Below are 15,654 nucleotides of genomic sequence, written 5' to 3' on the forward strand. Positions count from 1 at the left end.
TCGTGGACGCGCACGAGCTCGACCGGGTCCCGACGAGCACCGGTATCTGAGGTCGGTGTGCGCCCTCTGTAGCGCCGACGCCCCGGCGGAGGCGAGGGACCTCCCGGCGTCACCGGTCAGTGCTGACCGGACCGTGAAGGAGAAGCACCATGCCCACCACACCACTGGTCCGTCGACGGGCGGGGATCGCGGCCGGCGCCGCGCTCGCCCTCGGGACGACCGCACTGGCCGGGGCCGTACCGGCCTTCGCCGCCACGCTCGGCGACTACGAGATCGCCGGCGTGCAGTTCGTCAACGACGACTGCAGCCGCAACGAGTACGCCATCGACGCCACGATCACCGGCACCACCGACGACGTCGCCGGTTTCGACCGGGTGCGCTTCGAGGTCTGGGACGACGGCACGCTGATGGACAGCCGCACCCTCGAGGTCGAGGTGGGCGCCACCCGCGACCTGCACGCCTTCCTCTCGTTCGTCGGCCTCTACGGCCACGGCGCCCCGGGGGTCGGGATCCAGATCAGCGACGTCGACGCGGACGACAACGATGTCTCCACCCTGATGAGCGAGGATCCTTTCTACCCCGACGACGTCGACGGCCCGTGCACCTTCGATGTCGAGCGGATCGGCGGCCCGACGCGGATCGAGACCGCGGCGATGCTCTCGGAGCAGAAGTTCGTCATGGCCGACACGGCCGTGATTGCCACCGCCAAAGCCTATCCGGACGCGCTCACCGCCGCCCCCTGGGCCGCGCAGCTGGGCGCCCCGCTGCTGCTCACCAACCCCGGTGGGCTGCCCACCGCCACCGTGGACGAGCTGACACGGCTCATGCCGACCTCGGTCTACGTCGTCGGCGGGACCACCGCCGTCGAGGACCAGGTGCTGGCCGACGTCCAGGCCGCGCTCCCGGGCGCGACCGTGGAGCGGGTCTCCGGGTCCGACCGCTACGGCACCGCCGGCGAGATCGCGCAACGCGTGGTGCAGGACAGCTCGGCCGAGCTCTTCGTCGCCTCGGGCCAGGACTTCCCGGACGCGTTGGTGCTCAGCGCGCTCGCCGCGCGGCACCAGGCGCCGTTGGTGCTGGTCAAGCACGACGAGGTGCCGCCGGCCACGGACGCGGCACTCGGCGCGCTGTCCTTCGACGACGTCTACGCGGCCGGAGGCACCACGGTCCTCACCGACGACGTGCTCGACGACGTCGCCGGGGGTGTGCCCTGGACCCGCTACAGCGGCACCGACCGCTACGCGACGGCCCAGCAGGTGCTCGAGCAGTTCCCGGCCGAGGGCAAGGTGCTGGTCGCCACCGGTCAGGACTTCCCGGACAGCCTGACCGCCGTGCCGGTCGCCGCGCGGACCGGCGCCGGCGTGGCGCTGACCCGTCCGGAGGCGGTCCCCGTCGGCGTGCTGGACGAGGTCGAGCGGCTGATCACCGGCTTCTCGTTCCCGCTCATCACCATCGTCGGCGGCGAGGTGGCGGTGCACGACACCGTCAAGACCCAGCTGCTGGGCCTGGTCGGCGGGCTCGCCGACCCGACCGAGCGCTCCGGCGCAGGGTCGAGCGAGAGCAACATCCCCCAGGGGTGAGGTCCGGCGTCCCGTGACGCAGCGGCGCGGCAGCCACCCGGCTGCCGCGCCGTTCGCCGTCCTGACGGATACTGGGGTGATGGCCTCCGCCCAGACCCCGGACGACCCCTCGCGCACGCCCGTGCACCGGCGTCCCCAGCTCAACCGCTTCCTCGTCGCGGGGGCGGTGCTGGGTCTGGTCGTGGGGGTCGTGACCTCGCTGACGCGCCCGGACGCGCCGGGCAGCACCGCCGGGCAGCAGGCGATCCTGCTGGGGGCCACCGGTGCGATCTTCTGCGGTCTGCTCGCCGCGATCGTCTACCTCGTCGTCGACCGCAGCGGTCGCCGCTGACCGTCGTGGCGCCCCGTCACCCACGCCTGCCCCGGTTCCTCGGCACCGGGGGAGTCCTCGGTGCCTTGATCGCCCTGCTGGTGGCGGTCGTCGGACGCGACGTCCCCTACGTCAACGGGCTCGAGGAATACCTCATCTTCGCGCTCATCGGGGGTGGCACCGGGGTGGCCGTCGGTGCCCTGGCCTTCCTCGTCGCCGACCGCCCGCGGCTCGGCTCCTGACGCCCCGCGCGGCCGCCTCGGCCGGGTGCGACGGGCATACCGGCTGTGGGAGCATGGCCGCGTGGCTCGCGCTGACGGACGGCTCTCGCACGACCTGCTCCCCGAGGAGCGCCTGCCCCAGGACGCCTGCGGGGTGTTCGGGGTGTGGGCGCCGGGCGAGGAGGTCGCCAAGCTCACCTACTTCGGCCTCTACGCCCTGCAGCACCGCGGCCAGGAGGCGGCCGGCATCGCGACCAGCGACGGGCAGCGCCTCGTGGTCTACAAGGACGTGGGGCTGGTCAGCCAGGTCTTCGACGAGTCCGCGCTCGCCTCGCTCCAGGGGCACCTCGCGGTCGGCCACTGCCGCTACTCCACGACCGGGCGCAACTCGTGGCAGAACGCCCAGCCGACGCTCGGGGGGACCACGGACGCCACGGTCGCGCTGACGCACAACGGCAACCTCATCAACACCGCCGAACTCCGTGACCTGCTCCGCGAGGCGCTGGGCGGCGATCTCAGCCGCTCCGCCGGCGAGGTCGGGCGGGGCAACACGACGGACACCGCCATCGTCACCGGGCTGCTGACCTCGGACCCGGACCTGTCGCTGCACGAGTCGGCGATGCGGGTGCTGCCGCAGCTGCGCGGCGCCTTCTCGCTCGTCTTCTGCGACGAGGGCACGATGTATGCCGCGCGCGACCCGCAGGGGGTGCGCCCGCTCGTCCTGGGTCGGCTGGAGCGTGGCTGGGTGGTCGCCTCGGAGACCGCCGCGCTGGACATCGTCGGCGCCTCGGTGGTCCGTGAGGTGGAGCCGGGTGAGCTCATCGCCATCGACGAGAACGGCCTGCGCTCGAGCCGCTTCGCGCAGGCGGCCCCGAAGCGGTGCGTCTTCGAGTGGGTCTACCTCGCGCGGCCGGACACCACGATCGCCGGGCGGCAGGTCTACGACTCCCGGGTCGAGATGGGACGCCAGCTCGCGCGCGAGCACCCGGTCGAGGCGGACATGGTCATGCCGACCCCGGAGTCGGGCACCCCGGCAGCCATCGGGTATGCCGAGGAGTCCGGCATCCCCTACGGCCAGGGGCTGGTGAAGAACGCCTACGTCGGCCGGACCTTCATCGCGCCCAGCCAGACGATCCGGCAGCTCGGGATCCGGCTCAAGCTCAACCCGCTGCGCGACGTCATCAAGGGCAAGCGGCTGGTGGTCGTCGACGACTCGATCGTGCGGGGCAACACGCAGCGGGCGCTGGTGCGGATGCTGCGGGAGGCCGGGGCCGCGGAGGTGCACGTACGGATCTCCTCCCCGCCGGTGCGCTGGCCGTGCTTCTACGGCATCGACTTCGCCACCCGCGCCGAGCTCATCGCCACCGGGCTGCAGGCGGCCGACATCTGCGCCTCCGTGGGAGCGGACTCATTGGGCTACATCAGCGAGGACGGGATGGTGGCGGCCACCGAGCAGCCCCGGGCCGCGCTGTGCACGGCGTGCTTCTCGGGTGACTACCCGATCGAGCTCCCGGCCGAGGACCAGCTCGGCAAGGACGTCCTGGAGCTGCAGTTCCCGGTCAACGAGGCCGATGTCGACCCGACCGAGGTCGGCACCCTGGACGTCGACCGGGTCGGGGTCACCGCCGGCGCGGGTGGCGCCGACGCCGTCCGCCGCCCCTGAGCCTGCCTACCCCGCTCGGCCGTCCCGGCCGCACCGGGCCTGCTCCTGGCGTCGTGGCGCTTCGCCGCGCGGTCGGGGGGAACCAGGTCTAGCGTCCGAGGCGACGGGTCGGCGACCCGGGATGCGGAGGAGCCATGAGCGAGCACGACGACCAGACCACGCCGGAGCCTGAGGACCAGGCCGCCCACGAGCCGGAGGGGACGGCCGACGACGCGCCCGGTGCGTCGTCGGCCGCGGGGGACCACGACGCGCAGGAGGCGGAGGAGACCCGTCGGCGGCAGGAGGAGTTCGCCCGGGAGCACGACCCGGCCGACCACGACGTCGCCGCGGGCGAGGACTTCCGGCAGCCGGGCGACTGGGTGGCCGGGGACGACGAGGAGCCGCAGCAGCTCGAGACCGACCAGGCCACGCTGACGACGGACGGCGACGGTGGCGCGGACAGCAGGGGCGACGACGCCGGCGACGGTCAGCGCGCCGCAGTCGCCGACGACGGCGACCACGGTGGTGCCGGGGCTGATGGGCACGGCGAGGAGATCCGCGACGGCGGGCACGGCTGAGCCTCAGCGCTCGCCGACGGGGCAGGTCCGGTCACCTGCGTCGGTGAGCGGCGGCATACCCTGGGGGCGCACCCGCCCCGACCCCTGAGGGAACGCACCTGATGAGCGACCAGCCGATCACGTATGCCAGCGCCGGCGTCGACGTCCACGCCGGCGACCGCGCGGTGGAGCTCATGAAGGAGTCGGTCCGGCGGGCCCAGCGCCCGGAGGTGCTCGGTGGGCTCGGCGGCTTCGCCGGGATGTTCGACGCCTCCGCGCTGCAGGGCATGCGCCGTCCGGTGCTCTCGACCTCCACGGACGGTGTCGGCACCAAGGTGGCGATCGCCCAGGCGGTGGACGTGCACGACACCATCGGGCAGGACCTGGTCGGCATGGTGGTCGACGACATCGTGGTCAGCGGGGCCGAGCCGCTGTTCATGACCGACTACATCGCCTGTGGGCAGGTCGTCCCCGAGCGGATCGCGGCGATCGTCTCGGGCATCGCCCGCGGCTGCGAGCTCGCGGGTGTCGCACTTGTCGGCGGCGAGACCGCGGAGCACCCGGGCCTGCTCGACCCGCAGGAGTACGACGTGGCGGGGGCGGCGACCGGGGTGGTCGAGCACGACGCGTTGCTCGGGCCGCACCGGGTGGCCGACGGCGACGTCGTCCTGGCGCTGGCCAGCTCGGGCCTGCACAGCAACGGCTTCTCCCTGGTCCGCCGGGTCGTGGCCGCCGCGGGCTGGGCCTGGGACCGCCAGGTGCCCGAGCTCGGCCGCACGCTGGGGGAGGAGTGCCTGGAGCCGACCTGCATCTACACCCGCCCGCTGCTCGCTCTCGTCCGTGACCTCCGGGAGGACCTGCACGCGCTCTCGCACGTCACCGGGGGCGGGCTCGCGGCCAACCTGGCTCGGGTCCTGCCCGCCGGGACGCTCGCCACGATCGAGCGGTCGTGGACGCCACCGCCGGTCTTCACCCTCGTCCAGGAGCTGGGGCAGGTGCCGCAGCCGGACCTGGAGCAGACGCTCAACATGGGGGTGGGCTTCGTCGCGGTCCTCGACCCCGACCGTGCCGAGCGGGCGGTCGACCTGCTCACCGAGGCCGGCATCGATACCTGGCCGATCGGCACGGTCGAGCGCGGCGACGGTGGGCAGCCGGACGCCGACGTCGTGCAGGGCGCCAAGGGTGTGGATGGAGGATCGGTGCGCGTCGTCGGGAGCTACCGCCCCTGACCGGCTCCCGCAGTCGAGGTCTTGTCAGCCGGCTGGGGTCACCAGCACCCAGTAGGAGGTCGGCCCGCGACCGCCGATGAAGCCGCCCCAGCGGGTGTCGCTCGCGTCGCTGGTCAGCGCCACCCGCACCCGCTGCGCCTCGGGCTCGCCGATGACGACGGTCTCCGCGGGCTCCGTCAGGTCGAGGTCCACGCTGTGCTCGGGGGAGTTGACCGCCCACGCCTCCCAGGTGAGGACCGACCCGGAGACGCCGTCCGGCTCCACCCGCTCCTCACCGCGCATGAGCGCCATGGTCAGCGCGTCGGCCGATGCCGGCTCGCACGCCGCAGCCTGCACGTCGGCCCAGGTGGACTGCTCGGTCAGCGGTTCCTGGCACTGGCGCACCTCGTAGGTGATGGTGGCGATGCCCATGTAGACGCGGTAGCCGCCGTAGAGGGCCACCAGGCACAGCGCCAACAGCAGCGGCAGCATCCACCAGGCGTTGCGGGGCAACCGACCGGTGGCCTTCGCGTCGGCGTGGGTCCATCGTGCCTCGTGCCGGCTACGTGTGCTCACCGACGGCCCCCCCGGAGTGACGGTGTCAACGGCCGCCGGCGGCCCAGGAGCCGTAGTCGTCTCCCTCGTCCTCGGCGTAGGGGTCGTCCTCGGAGTCGAGGTCGTCATCGCTGTCGCTGCCGGACTCCTCGCTCGGCGGGGTGTAGTCGAACTCCCCACGCGTGGAGTGCAACTCCCGCTCGAGAGCCGAGAGGTCGGTGTCGGGGGCTGAGTACTTCAGCTTCCGTGCAACCTTGATCTGCTTTGCCTTGGCCCGGCCGCGCCCCATGGCGTGACCCCCTTGCATCGAGTCTGCCGGAGCGGCATCGCTGGCTGACGAGTCAGGTCGCGGAGCCGGCCCGGGAATGTGTGTAATCCGTGGCCTCTACGGTACATGAGAGGGGGCCGTGCTCCCGCATCCGGACCGCCGTCAGGAGCGTCCGCGCTGCCAGGTCCAGGCCAGCATGCCGAGCAGTCCCGCGGCGGCGACGGCCACCACGGCCCAGGCCCATGCGGGTACCCCGGTGGGCCCTGCGGCGGCCTCGCCCGAGGTCTCGCCGGCGTCCTCGGTGGTCTCCTCGCCGGTCTCCTCCTCGGCCGCGGCGGAGTCGGTGTCCTCCGGTGTCGGCGCCGGCTCGGCCTCGTCGCTCTCCTGGGGGGCGTCGGCCGACTCCTCCGGCGCGGCGGCCTCGGACGTGGCCTCCGCCGAGCTGTCCTCGTCCTCCTCGGTCGGCGAGCCCTCACCCTCGACGGTGAAGGCGAACTCACCGGAGATGGGGTGGCCGTCCTCGCTGGTCACCCGCCAGGCCACGGCATACTCACCGTCGCCGAGCTCGTCCACGAGGTCCTGCTCGACCTCGGTCCCGTCGACCTCGGGCTCACCGTCGGTGACCGACGACCCGTCCGGGGCCGTGACGGTGACCGCCGCACCGACCTCCGCGATGTCCCCGCTGAAGGTCAGCGTCAGCTCGTCGGGCGCCTCGGCGCTGTCGCCGTCGGCGGGCTCGCTGCCGGTCAGCTCGTCGTGGGCCTGGGCGGCCACGGGGACCGTGAGGAAGCCGGCGGCGAGCAGGGCCGCGAGGAGTCTGCGCGTGAGGACCATGGCTGCAGTGTAGGAGCCGAGGCTGGGCGGCATACCCTCACCAGGTGGAGCCCACGACCTGCCGCACCCTCGCCGCCCCGGTGGTGGCGCGTCTGGAGGACAGGCGCTCGGTCTTCGAGTGCTGGTTGCGCCGGGTGGAGGACGAGGCCGATGCCCGGGGCGTCGTCGACGAGGCCCGGCGGACGCTCTGGGACGCCGGGCACCACTGCTCCGCCTTCGTGCTCGGCGTGGACGCCTCGGTGGTCCGGAGCAACGACGACGGCGAGCCCGCCGGCAGCGCGGGTATGCCGATGCTCGAGGCGCTCACGCACGCCGGTCTCACCGACGTCGTCGCCGTGGTCAGCCGCTGGTTCGGCGGGACGAAGCTGGGCACCGGCGGCCTCGCCCGGGCCTACGGCGGCGCGGTGCGCGAGGCGTTGGAGCAGGCGGTGCCGCTCACCCGGGTGCTCGTCGAGGAGGTCGACGTGCGCATCGGGCACGACCTGGCCGGCCGGTTGGAGCACGACCTGCGGGCGCGAGGGGTGAGCATCGGCGAGGCGCGGTATGCCCAGGAGGTCACGCTGCCGGTCCTGGTCCCGGTGCGGGACGCGCCCTCGTTGCCGGACCTGCTGGCCGAGCTCTCCGGCGGTCGGGCCGATGTCGTCGCCGCCAGCGCCCGTCGCCGCTGGGTCGACGCGCCCGACGACACCTGATCAGCGGCGCCGACGAGCAGCACCGCGGCCTCACGGGCGCGAAACCTCCCTGCCCCTCGTGGCCGCGCCATGGCGGCAGCGTCGGTCTAGGGTGGTCGGGACCACGTCGTCGACACGCCCGGGGGTGCTCATGGAGCCCATGGATCCCGTCTACGGAGCGGGGACCCTGCTCACCATCGCGGCGGTCGCCGTGGCGGTCCTGCTCTTCCTCATCATCACGCTCCGGATGCACGCCTTCGTGGCGCTCATCACCGTCAGTCTCGTCACCGGCCTGGCGGCCGGCATCCCGTTCCGGGAGCTCGCGGGCGTCGCCACCAGCTTCTTCGGCTCGACTCTCGGCTCGGTGGCGCTGCTCGTCGGCCTCGGGGCGATGATCGGGCGGATCCTCGAGGTCACCGGAGGCGCGCAGGTGCTCGCCGACACGATGATCAACCGCTTCGGGGAGAAACGCGCCCCCCTGGCGCTGGGCGTCGCGGCGCTGCTCTTCGGCATACCGATCTTCTTCGACGCCGGCCTCATGGTCTTCCTGCCGATCATCTTCTCGGTCGCCCGCAAGTTCGGCGGGTCGGTGCTCCTGTATGCCCTCCCCGCCGCCGGTGCCTTCGCCGCCATGCACGCGATCGTGCCGCCGCACCCCGGTCCGGTCACGGCGGCGACCGAGCTGGGCGGGTCGATCGGGCTGAGCATGCTCATCGGCATCCCGGCCGCCTTCGTGGCGTGGTACGTCGGCGTCCACCTCGTGACCGTCGGCTACGCCGGGCGGGTCTACGTCCCCATCAACGACACGATCCTGCGTGGCACCGTCTCGGGGGAGCCCTCGGACCTCGACGACGGCGACGACGACGAGCGTGCGGAGCGGATCGCCTCGGGCGAGGAGAAGGTGGCGCCACCTTCCTTCGGCACCGTGATCGGGCTGCTGCTGCTGCCGTTCTTCCTCATCGCGCTCAACACGAGCATCGAGACGCTGCGGGCCGCGGGCACGCTGGGCGACAGCCCTATCCTGGACGCCCTCGTCTTCATCGGCCAGACACCGGTGGCCCTGCTCATCACGCTGCTGGTCTCGACCTACACCCTCGGCACGCGGGGCCGTTCGCTCGCCACGGTCGAGAGCCTGCTCAACGACGCCCTCGGGCCGATCTGCGCGATCATCCTCATCACCGGCGCCGGTGGCATGTTCGGCGGGGTGCTGCGCTACTCCGGGATCGGTGCCGCGCTCTCGGAGAGCCTGGCCGACCTCGGGCTGCCGCTCATCGTCTCGGCCTTCCTCATCGCCACCCTGCTGCGGGTGGCCCAGGGCTCGGCGACCGTGGCGCTGACGACGACCTCCGGGCTCATGGCGGCCGGTGTCGCGGCGGCGGACCTGTCCGACCTGAAGATCGCCTGCCTCGTGCTGGCGATCGCCGCGGGCGCCACCGTGCTCTCGCACGTCAACGACTCCGGTTTCTGGCTGGTCAGCCGGTTCTTCGGGATGGACGTCAAGACCACGCTGCGGACCTGGACGGTGCTGGAGACCACCCTCGGCGTCTCGATCTTCCTCATCGGTCTGCTCGTCTGGTTCGTGGTCCCGTGACGCCGCTGCCGGACCCGGCCGGCGAGCCCCTGCACCTGGTGGTCATGGGGGTCTCCGGCACGGGCAAGTCCACGATCGCGCAGGCCCTGGAGGCACGGCTGGGCTGGGAGTTCGCCGAGGGCGACGACTTCCACCCCGAGGCCAACGTCGCCAAGATGGCCAGCGGCCGACCGCTGGTCGACGAGGACCGCTGGCCCTGGCTGGAGGCGCTCGCCGCCTGGACCGCCGAGCGGGACGCCCGTGGCGAGCCGACGGTCCTCACCTGCTCGGCGCTGCGGGAGGCATACCGCGACATCCTGCGACGCGGTGGCGACGGCACGTGGTTCGTCCACCTCGTCGGTGACAAGGGCCTGCTGCTGGACCGGATGAGCTCGCGGGACCACTTCATGCCGCCCTCGCTGCTGGAGTCGCAGCTCGACACGCTGGAGCCGCTGGGCGCCGAGGAACGGGGCGCGGTCTACGACGTCGCCAACCCGCCGGAGCGGATCGCGCGGATGGTGCTGGCCCAGCTCGACCGGGACTGACCCCTCAGACCCCACCGAGCGCCGCGTGTGGTTGCCTCAGGCCCCACCGAGCGCCGCGTGTGGTCGGCCCCTCCCGCCCCTAGGCTGGCGGGTATGCCTGCTGCTCTCGACCAGCACCTTCCCCGCGACTGGTGGACCTCCGCCGTCGTCTACCAGATCTACCCCCGCAGCTTCGCCGACGGTGACGGCGACGGCATCGGGGACCTGCGGGGTGTCCTGGACCACCTCGACCACCTGGAGCACCTCGGCGTCGACGTGGTCTGGCTGAGCCCGGTCTACCGCAGCCCGCAGGACGACAACGGCTACGACATCAGCGACTACCACGACGTCGACCCGGTCTTCGGCTCGCTGGCGGACCTGGACGAGGTGGTCGCGGCGCTGCACGCCCGGGGGATCCGGCTGGTCATGGACCTCGTGGTCAACCACACCAGCGACGAGCACGCGTGGTTCGAGGAGAGCCGGTTCTCCCGGGGGTCCGACCGGCGCGACTGGTACTGGTGGCGCCCGCCGCGCGAGGGGCATACCGGAGGGGAGCCGGGCGCCGAGCCGACCGACTGGCGCTCGTTCTTCTCCGGCCCGGCGTGGACCTGGGACGAGGCGACGGGGGAGTACTACCTCCACCTGTTCAGCCGTAAGCAGCCCGACCTCAACTGGGAGAACCAGCAGGTCAGGCAGGCGGTCTACGCGATGATGCGGTGGTGGCTGGCCCGCGGGGTGGACGGCTTCCGCATGGACGTCATCAACCTCGTCTCGAAGCCCGCGACCCTCACCGACGGCGACGCCTCCCACGCGGTGGTGGACGGGCCGCGGATGCACGAGTTCCTCCACGAGATGCACCAGGAGGTCTTCGCCGAGCATCCCCGCGCCTTCCTCACCGTCGGTGAGATGCCTGGCGTCGACGTCGACGAGGCCCGCCGCTACACCGACCCGGAGCGGCAGGAGGTGGACATGGTCTTCCAGTTCGAGCACGTCGACCTCGGCATCGGGCCGGGCGGGAAGTTCGACCGGGTGCCGGTGACGATGCCGCAGCTGCGTGAGAGCCTCATGCGCTGGCAGACCGGGCTGGCCGAGCGTGGCTGGAACAGCCTCTACTGGGACAACCACGACCAACCCCGAGCCGTGTCCCGCTTCGGCGACGACGACCCGGTCTGGCGGGAGCGTTCGGCAAAGACGCTCGCGACCGTCCTGCACACGCTGCGCGGCACGCCCTACGTCTACCAGGGCGAGGAGCTGGGGATGACCAACCTCCCCTTCGCCGGTCCCGAGGAGCTGCGCGACATCGAGTCGCTCAACCACCTCGCCGAGCGGCAGGCGGGCGGCGCCTCCGTCGAGGAGCTGCTGCCGGGGGTACGTGAGGTGGGTCGCGACAACGCCCGGACGCCGGTGCAGTGGACGGCCGGCCCCGGGGCAGGCTTCAGCGAGGGCGAGCCGTGGATCGGCGTGAACCTCAACCACACGGAGATCAACGCGCGGGCCCAGGTGGGGGTGGCCGGGTCTGTCCTCGAGCACTACCGCGCGCTCATCGCGCTGCGGCACGACGAGCCGGTCGTGGCGCGCGGCGGCGTCACGCCGCTGGCGATGGAGCATCCCGACCTGTGGGCCTTCGGCCGGGACTTCGGCGACGCCCGGCTGCTGACCCTGGCCTCCTTCACCCGGGAGCCGATCAGCCTGCCGGAGGACCTGCTCGACGGCTGGCGTGAGGCGGACGTGGCGATCTCGACCTCACCGGAGGCCGCCGCGGGTGTGCAGGACGGCGGCGTGCTGCTGGGCTGGGAGTCGGTCGCGCTGGTCAGACGAGGCTGAGCGCGTCGGCGCGGAAGCCGTGGGTGAAGGCGAGCTGCCAGGTGCGGTCGAGCATGTCCGCGTTGCCGTAGGGCGACCAGGAGTCGCGCTGCCCGTCCTCGCCCAGCCCGACCCGGACGCCGGCCTCGGCCAGCGCGACCAGCGGCAGCGTCTGCCGCCCGCCCGGCGCGACCGTCGCGGTGGCGACGTCGAGCTCGGCGAACCGCTCGACCAGGGCCGCGGTCCGGGGTCGCGGTCCAGCGAGCACGGGTCGATCCCGCCGACCACGTCGCGCCGGCGCGCAGCGCCTCCTCGAGCACCTCCACCGAGCCCTGCTCGCGCAGCAGCCCGGCCTCCGCGAGGGCGATGACCTGCACGTCCGCGCGGTCCCGGTGCTGCTCCCGCGTGGCGAGCACCGCCTTCAGCCGCTCCAGCCCGCAGTCCGCGTCGACCTGGGCGAAGGAGCGCACCCGGGTGGTGCCGCGGGTCGCCCTCACGCCCGGGCGCTCCCGCGCCGCTCTCGCGCGGGCATACCTGCGCGATCGGCTCGCCCTCGATCAGAATATCGGCCGGTGCTCCGGCCCACGGGCGCGCGCGGTGATCCACATGGGTCCAACCTCGGCAGCGGGCCCGCGGACGCGGGACGGGCGCGACCGTGGTGGTCGCGCCCCGTCTCGGTGCTCGGCAGTCGGTGGTCAGCCCTGGTCGTCCCGCTTCCACGGCTGGCCCTGATCCTCGGGCCGCTCCCACGGCTCCGCCTCGTGGTCCGGCTGCGGCTGGGACTGCGCGTCGGGCTGGTCGGCACCGGCCTGCTGGCCGAGGTCGGGAGCGACCTGCTCCGGCTGCTGCAGCTCGCCCAGCTCGTCGGGCTGGTCGGCGGAGGGCTGACCGGTCGCGGCGCGCTTGGCCTTCTCCGCAGCCTCGGCGATCGCCTTGTCGGCCTCCTCGCGGGAGCGCGACGAGGTCGTGGTCTCCGCGTCGCGGGTGGCGCCCTGCGCCTCCTCGCGGGCCCGGCGCAGCGCCTCGCGCGGGTCCTCCAGGGTGGGGGCGTCCATGTCGTCCAGGCCCATGTCGCCGGCCTCGGAGCTGATCCCCTGCGAGGGGGCGTCCAGCGCCGCGGTGTCGCCGGGACGGGCGCCGCCCAGGGCGTTGCCGATCCCGGAGAGAGCGGCGGTGAGCTCGGTCGGCACGACCCACATCTGGTTGGAGTCGCCCTTGGCGATCTCGGGCAGCATCTGGAGGTACTGGTAGGCCAGCAGCTTGCTGTCCGGGTTGCCCTTGTGGATGGCGTCGAAGACCTGCAGGATCGCGCGGGCCTCACCCTGGGACTCCAGGATCGCGGACTGCGCGGTGCCCTCGGCCTGGAGGATCTGGGCCTGCTTCTCACCCTCCGCGGTGAGGATCTGGCTCTGCTTGACACCCTCGGCGTTGAGGATCGCGGCGCGCCGGTCACGCTCGGCGCGCATCTGCTTCTCCATCGAGTCCTGCACGCTGGCGGGCGGGTCGATCGCCTTGAGCTCGACCCGGTTGACGCGGATGCCCCAGCGGCCGGTCGCCTCGTCCAGCACGCCGCGCAGCTGGCCGTTGATCATGTCGCGGCTGGTCAGCGTCTGCTCGAGGTCGAGCGAGCCGATGACGTTGCGCAGCGTGGTGACGGTGAGCTGCTCGATGCCCTGGATGTAGTTGGCGATCTCGTAGGTCGCCGCCTTGGGGTCGGTGGGCTGGAAGTAGATGACCGTGTCGATCGAGACGACCAGGTTGTCGCTGGTGATCACCGGCTGCGGCGGGAAGCTCACGACCTGCTCGCGCAGGTCGACCACCGAGCGCGGCCGGTCGATGAAGGGCACGAGGAAGTGCAGCCCCGCGTCGAGGGTGCGGTCGTACTTGCCCAGGCGCTCGACGATGACGCTGGTCGCCTGCGGCACGATGCGGATCGCCCGGGCGATCGCGACCACGACGAAGAGCGCCAGCAGCAGCACGACGGCCCAGACGATGAGGGTGATGGGATCCATCAGGTCTCCTTGGTGGGGTGAGCGAGAGGTATGCGGGGACGCGCCACGGCGTCACATGGTGGGCGGTTCGAGGTCGAAGGGCTTGTCCTCGGGGGTGGCCGCGGTGACGACAGCGGTGGCACCGTCGATGCGGACCACGGTGACGAGGTCACCGGTGGCGAAGGTCTGCCCCTCCAGCTCGGACCGGGCGGTCCAGTCCTCGCCGCGCAGCTTGACGAGCCCGTCGCGGTCGGAGACCGGCTCCAGGACGGTCGCGGTCTGCCCGATGTTGCCCTCGATGCCCATCTTGCCGCCCCTGCCCTCGAGGCGGAGGTACTTCAGCGCGACCGGGCGCAGCGCGAAGACGAACAGCCCGGAGGCGACGGCGAAGAGCAGCACCTGCCAGAGGAGACCGAGGCCGGTGCCCGCGACGATCGCCGCCACGAGCGCGCCCAGCGCAAGCATGAGGAAGAGCAGGTCCAGGGTCGTCATCTCGACGATCCCGAAGGCCAGGGCCGCACCGACCCACCACAGCCATTGCGCGTCTCGTAACCACTCCGGCATCGTGGGCTCCTTTCCCCTGTGGTGGTCCAGCCTACGGCGTGGACGCAGCAGCGGCGCGGCCGGTTCCCTGCCATGGCTCACGGCGGGCAGACTGAGGTGCGTGAGAGGCCGCTGGATCACCGTCGTCGTCGCCCCGCTGCTGGTCGCTGCGTGCGGCGGCAGCAGCGTCCCGCTGGCCTCCACCACCGATCCCGGAGGCACCGCCCCCTCCCCGGACGTCGTCGACTCGGCCACGGTCGATCCCGAGGCTGAGGCGGGAGCCATCACCACCTCGACCTCCGCGCCCGCGCCCGCGCCCCAGCCCGACCCTGGCCCGGAGGCGGCGGCGCTCGCGCTGGCGCCGGCGGACACGGCATACCTCACCGTGACGGACTGGGCGGCGATCAAGGACCGCTTGGGCGCCGCCGACCTGACCAGCGGAAGCCTCCAGACGGACACGATCGCCTTCTGGCGCTCCGTCGGGTCCAGCACCGTGCTGCTCACCGACGGTGCGCTGCGCGCGGAGAACAGTCGGCTGCGGCTGCGGTATGCCGTCACCCAGGACGACGCGCTGTGGGAGGTGCGCTGGGCCGGCGACGAGGACGCCGACGGGCTCGCGCTGCGGCTGCGTGACGACCTGGATCTGGCGGGCCTGGACCGGGCGACCCGTGACGGGGTGCCCGGCGTGGCCGGCGCGACCGTGCTGCGCGACGTGCACCTCCTGGTGCGGGGCGAGGCCACGGACGCGCCGCTCGCGAGCCGCGGCGAGATTGCCGCGCTGCTTGACGGGGAGGCGGAGAGCAGGCTCGTCATGCCCGGCTGCCTGTCCTGGCCAGCCGCCCTCGGTGTCGACGCGACCGTCGAGGAGCAGGAGGTCGCCGTGGGTGGCACGAGGGTCGACGACCTGCGCTCGCCCCGGGCCTGGAGTCTGGCCTTCACCGGCCGCGAGGCGACCCTCGAGCTCGTCCACGAGGAGGGCGTCGGCCCCGAGGCGGCCCGCGCCGACGCGGCTGCCCGGGTGGCGCTCGCAGAGACCTGGCCCACGACCGAGAGCGTCGGGTGGTCCGACGCGCTGGGGCTGCCGCCCGGCCTGGAGGGCGAGCCCTTCACGGTGGAGGAGCAGGACGGCCTGGTCGTCACCTCGATCGGCTACCGGGTGGTGAACCCCACCGCGGCGGCGACCGTGGCCCTCGCCGGGCTCGTGCCCGGCGCCGTCTGCGCGGAGGTCGACTGGTTGGCCGAGCCCACAGGGCTGTGAGGCTCCTGCTCGGGGTCGGCTGGCCGGCGTCGGTGGGGTTGGCGGGACAAGCCCCACGCGCCCCGTCGACCTGGGCAAGGGTATGCACCGCAGGCCAGGCTCCCCACCGGCCCTGGCGA

The 15,654-nt window shown here is 72.9% G+C and carries 16 protein-coding genes and 1 pseudogene; 11 read left to right on the forward strand and 6 right to left on the reverse strand.

Annotated features, from left to right (window positions below):
• Positions 1-149 precede the first annotated feature (149 nt).
• The 6 genes from BJF80_RS01445 to purM all read left to right on the forward strand — a co-directional run bounded on the left by BJF80_RS01445 (position 150) and on the right by purM (position 5,539).
• Entirely contained in the window at positions 150-1,580 is a 1,431-nt protein-coding gene (locus tag BJF80_RS01445) for a cell wall-binding repeat-containing protein (RefSeq protein WP_075810944.1), read from the forward strand.
• A 79-nt stretch (positions 1,581-1,659) separates the two neighbouring features.
• A complete protein-coding gene (locus BJF80_RS01450) occupies positions 1,660-1,911 on the forward strand; it encodes a hypothetical protein (protein WP_143553928.1) in 252 nt (83 codons plus the stop codon).
• 5 nt (positions 1,912-1,916) lie between these two features.
• Positions 1,917-2,132 (forward strand): hypothetical protein, encoded by a 216-nt coding sequence (locus tag BJF80_RS01455; protein ID WP_075810945.1) that lies wholly within the window; start codon positions 1,917-1,919, stop codon positions 2,130-2,132.
• A 61-nt stretch (positions 2,133-2,193) separates the two neighbouring features.
• Complete coding sequence (purF, locus tag BJF80_RS01460; RefSeq protein WP_075810946.1) at positions 2,194-3,774, forward strand: amidophosphoribosyltransferase; 1,581 nt, start codon at positions 2,194-2,196, stop codon at positions 3,772-3,774.
• Positions 3,775-3,908: 134 nt separating this feature from the next.
• On the forward strand, positions 3,909-4,331 hold the full coding sequence (locus tag BJF80_RS01465; protein ID WP_075810947.1) for a hypothetical protein: 423 nt from the start codon (positions 3,909-3,911) through the stop codon (positions 4,329-4,331).
• A 101-nt stretch (positions 4,332-4,432) separates the two neighbouring features.
• Positions 4,433-5,539 (forward strand): phosphoribosylformylglycinamidine cyclo-ligase, encoded by a 1,107-nt coding sequence (gene purM, locus BJF80_RS01470; RefSeq protein ID WP_075810948.1) that lies wholly within the window; start codon positions 4,433-4,435, stop codon positions 5,537-5,539.
• A 24-nt stretch (positions 5,540-5,563) separates the two neighbouring features.
• On the opposite strand, the gene BJF80_RS01475 is transcribed toward purM, so the two are convergent.
• The 3 genes from BJF80_RS01475 to BJF80_RS01485 form a co-directional block, all read right to left on the reverse strand.
• Positions 5,564-6,094, reverse strand: a complete 531-nt coding sequence (locus BJF80_RS01475; protein ID WP_075810949.1) for a hypothetical protein — start codon at positions 6,092-6,094, stop codon at positions 5,564-5,566.
• A 25-nt stretch (positions 6,095-6,119) separates the two neighbouring features.
• On the reverse strand, positions 6,120-6,362 hold the full coding sequence (locus BJF80_RS01480) for a DUF3073 domain-containing protein (protein WP_075810950.1): 243 nt from the start codon (positions 6,360-6,362) through the stop codon (positions 6,120-6,122).
• A gap of 141 nt (positions 6,363-6,503) precedes the next feature.
• Positions 6,504-7,175, reverse strand: coding sequence for a copper resistance CopC family protein (locus BJF80_RS01485; protein ID WP_158068452.1), 672 nt, complete (start codon positions 7,173-7,175; stop codon positions 6,504-6,506).
• A 44-nt stretch (positions 7,176-7,219) separates the two neighbouring features.
• On the opposite strand from BJF80_RS01485, the gene BJF80_RS01490 reads away from it, so the two are divergent.
• From BJF80_RS01490 to BJF80_RS01505, 4 genes are all read left to right on the forward strand, one after another.
• Positions 7,220-7,867 (forward strand): IMPACT family protein, encoded by a 648-nt coding sequence (locus BJF80_RS01490; RefSeq protein WP_075810952.1) that lies wholly within the window; start codon positions 7,220-7,222, stop codon positions 7,865-7,867.
• Positions 7,868-7,997: 130 nt separating this feature from the next.
• Positions 7,998-9,437 carry a GntP family permease gene (locus BJF80_RS01495; RefSeq protein WP_075810977.1) on the forward strand — a complete coding sequence of 480 codons (1,440 nt, stop codon included), beginning with the start codon at positions 7,998-8,000 and terminating at the stop codon, positions 9,435-9,437.
• Positions 9,434-9,961, forward strand: coding sequence for a gluconokinase (locus BJF80_RS01500; protein ID WP_075810953.1), 528 nt, complete (start codon positions 9,434-9,436; stop codon positions 9,959-9,961). The genes BJF80_RS01495 and BJF80_RS01500 overlap by 4 nt, the downstream gene beginning before the upstream one ends.
• Positions 9,962-10,054: 93 nt before the next feature.
• Positions 10,055-11,764, forward strand: a complete 1,710-nt coding sequence (locus tag BJF80_RS01505) for an alpha-glucosidase (RefSeq protein WP_075810954.1) — start codon at positions 10,055-10,057, stop codon at positions 11,762-11,764.
• Here the strand turns inward: BJF80_RS01505 and BJF80_RS17440 are convergent.
• The 3 genes and pseudogenes from BJF80_RS17440 to BJF80_RS01520 all read right to left on the reverse strand — a co-directional run.
• Positions 11,763-12,243 (reverse strand): annotated as a pseudogene (locus tag BJF80_RS17440) (amidohydrolase family protein); the annotation flags it as partial. The gene BJF80_RS01505 and the pseudogene BJF80_RS17440 overlap by 2 nt on opposite strands.
• 195 nt (positions 12,244-12,438) lie before the next feature.
• Positions 12,439-13,755, reverse strand: coding sequence for an SPFH domain-containing protein (locus BJF80_RS01515; protein ID WP_075810956.1), 1,317 nt, complete (start codon positions 13,753-13,755; stop codon positions 12,439-12,441).
• A gap of 51 nt (positions 13,756-13,806) precedes the next feature.
• Positions 13,807-14,298: an NfeD family protein gene (locus BJF80_RS01520; RefSeq protein WP_075810957.1), complete on the reverse strand. Its 492-nt coding sequence runs from the start codon at positions 14,296-14,298 to the stop codon at positions 13,807-13,809.
• A 100-nt stretch (positions 14,299-14,398) separates the two neighbouring features.
• On the opposite strand from BJF80_RS01520, the gene BJF80_RS01525 reads away from it, so the two are divergent.
• Entirely contained in the window at positions 14,399-15,535 is a 1,137-nt protein-coding gene (locus BJF80_RS01525) for a hypothetical protein (protein WP_075810958.1), read from the forward strand.
• Positions 15,536-15,654 lie beyond the last annotated feature (119 nt).

Origin of the sequence: Serinicoccus sp. CUA-874 (assembly GCF_001942225.1) — a bacterium.
GTDB lineage: Bacteria > Actinomycetota > Actinomycetes > Actinomycetales > Dermatophilaceae > Ornithinicoccus > Ornithinicoccus marinus.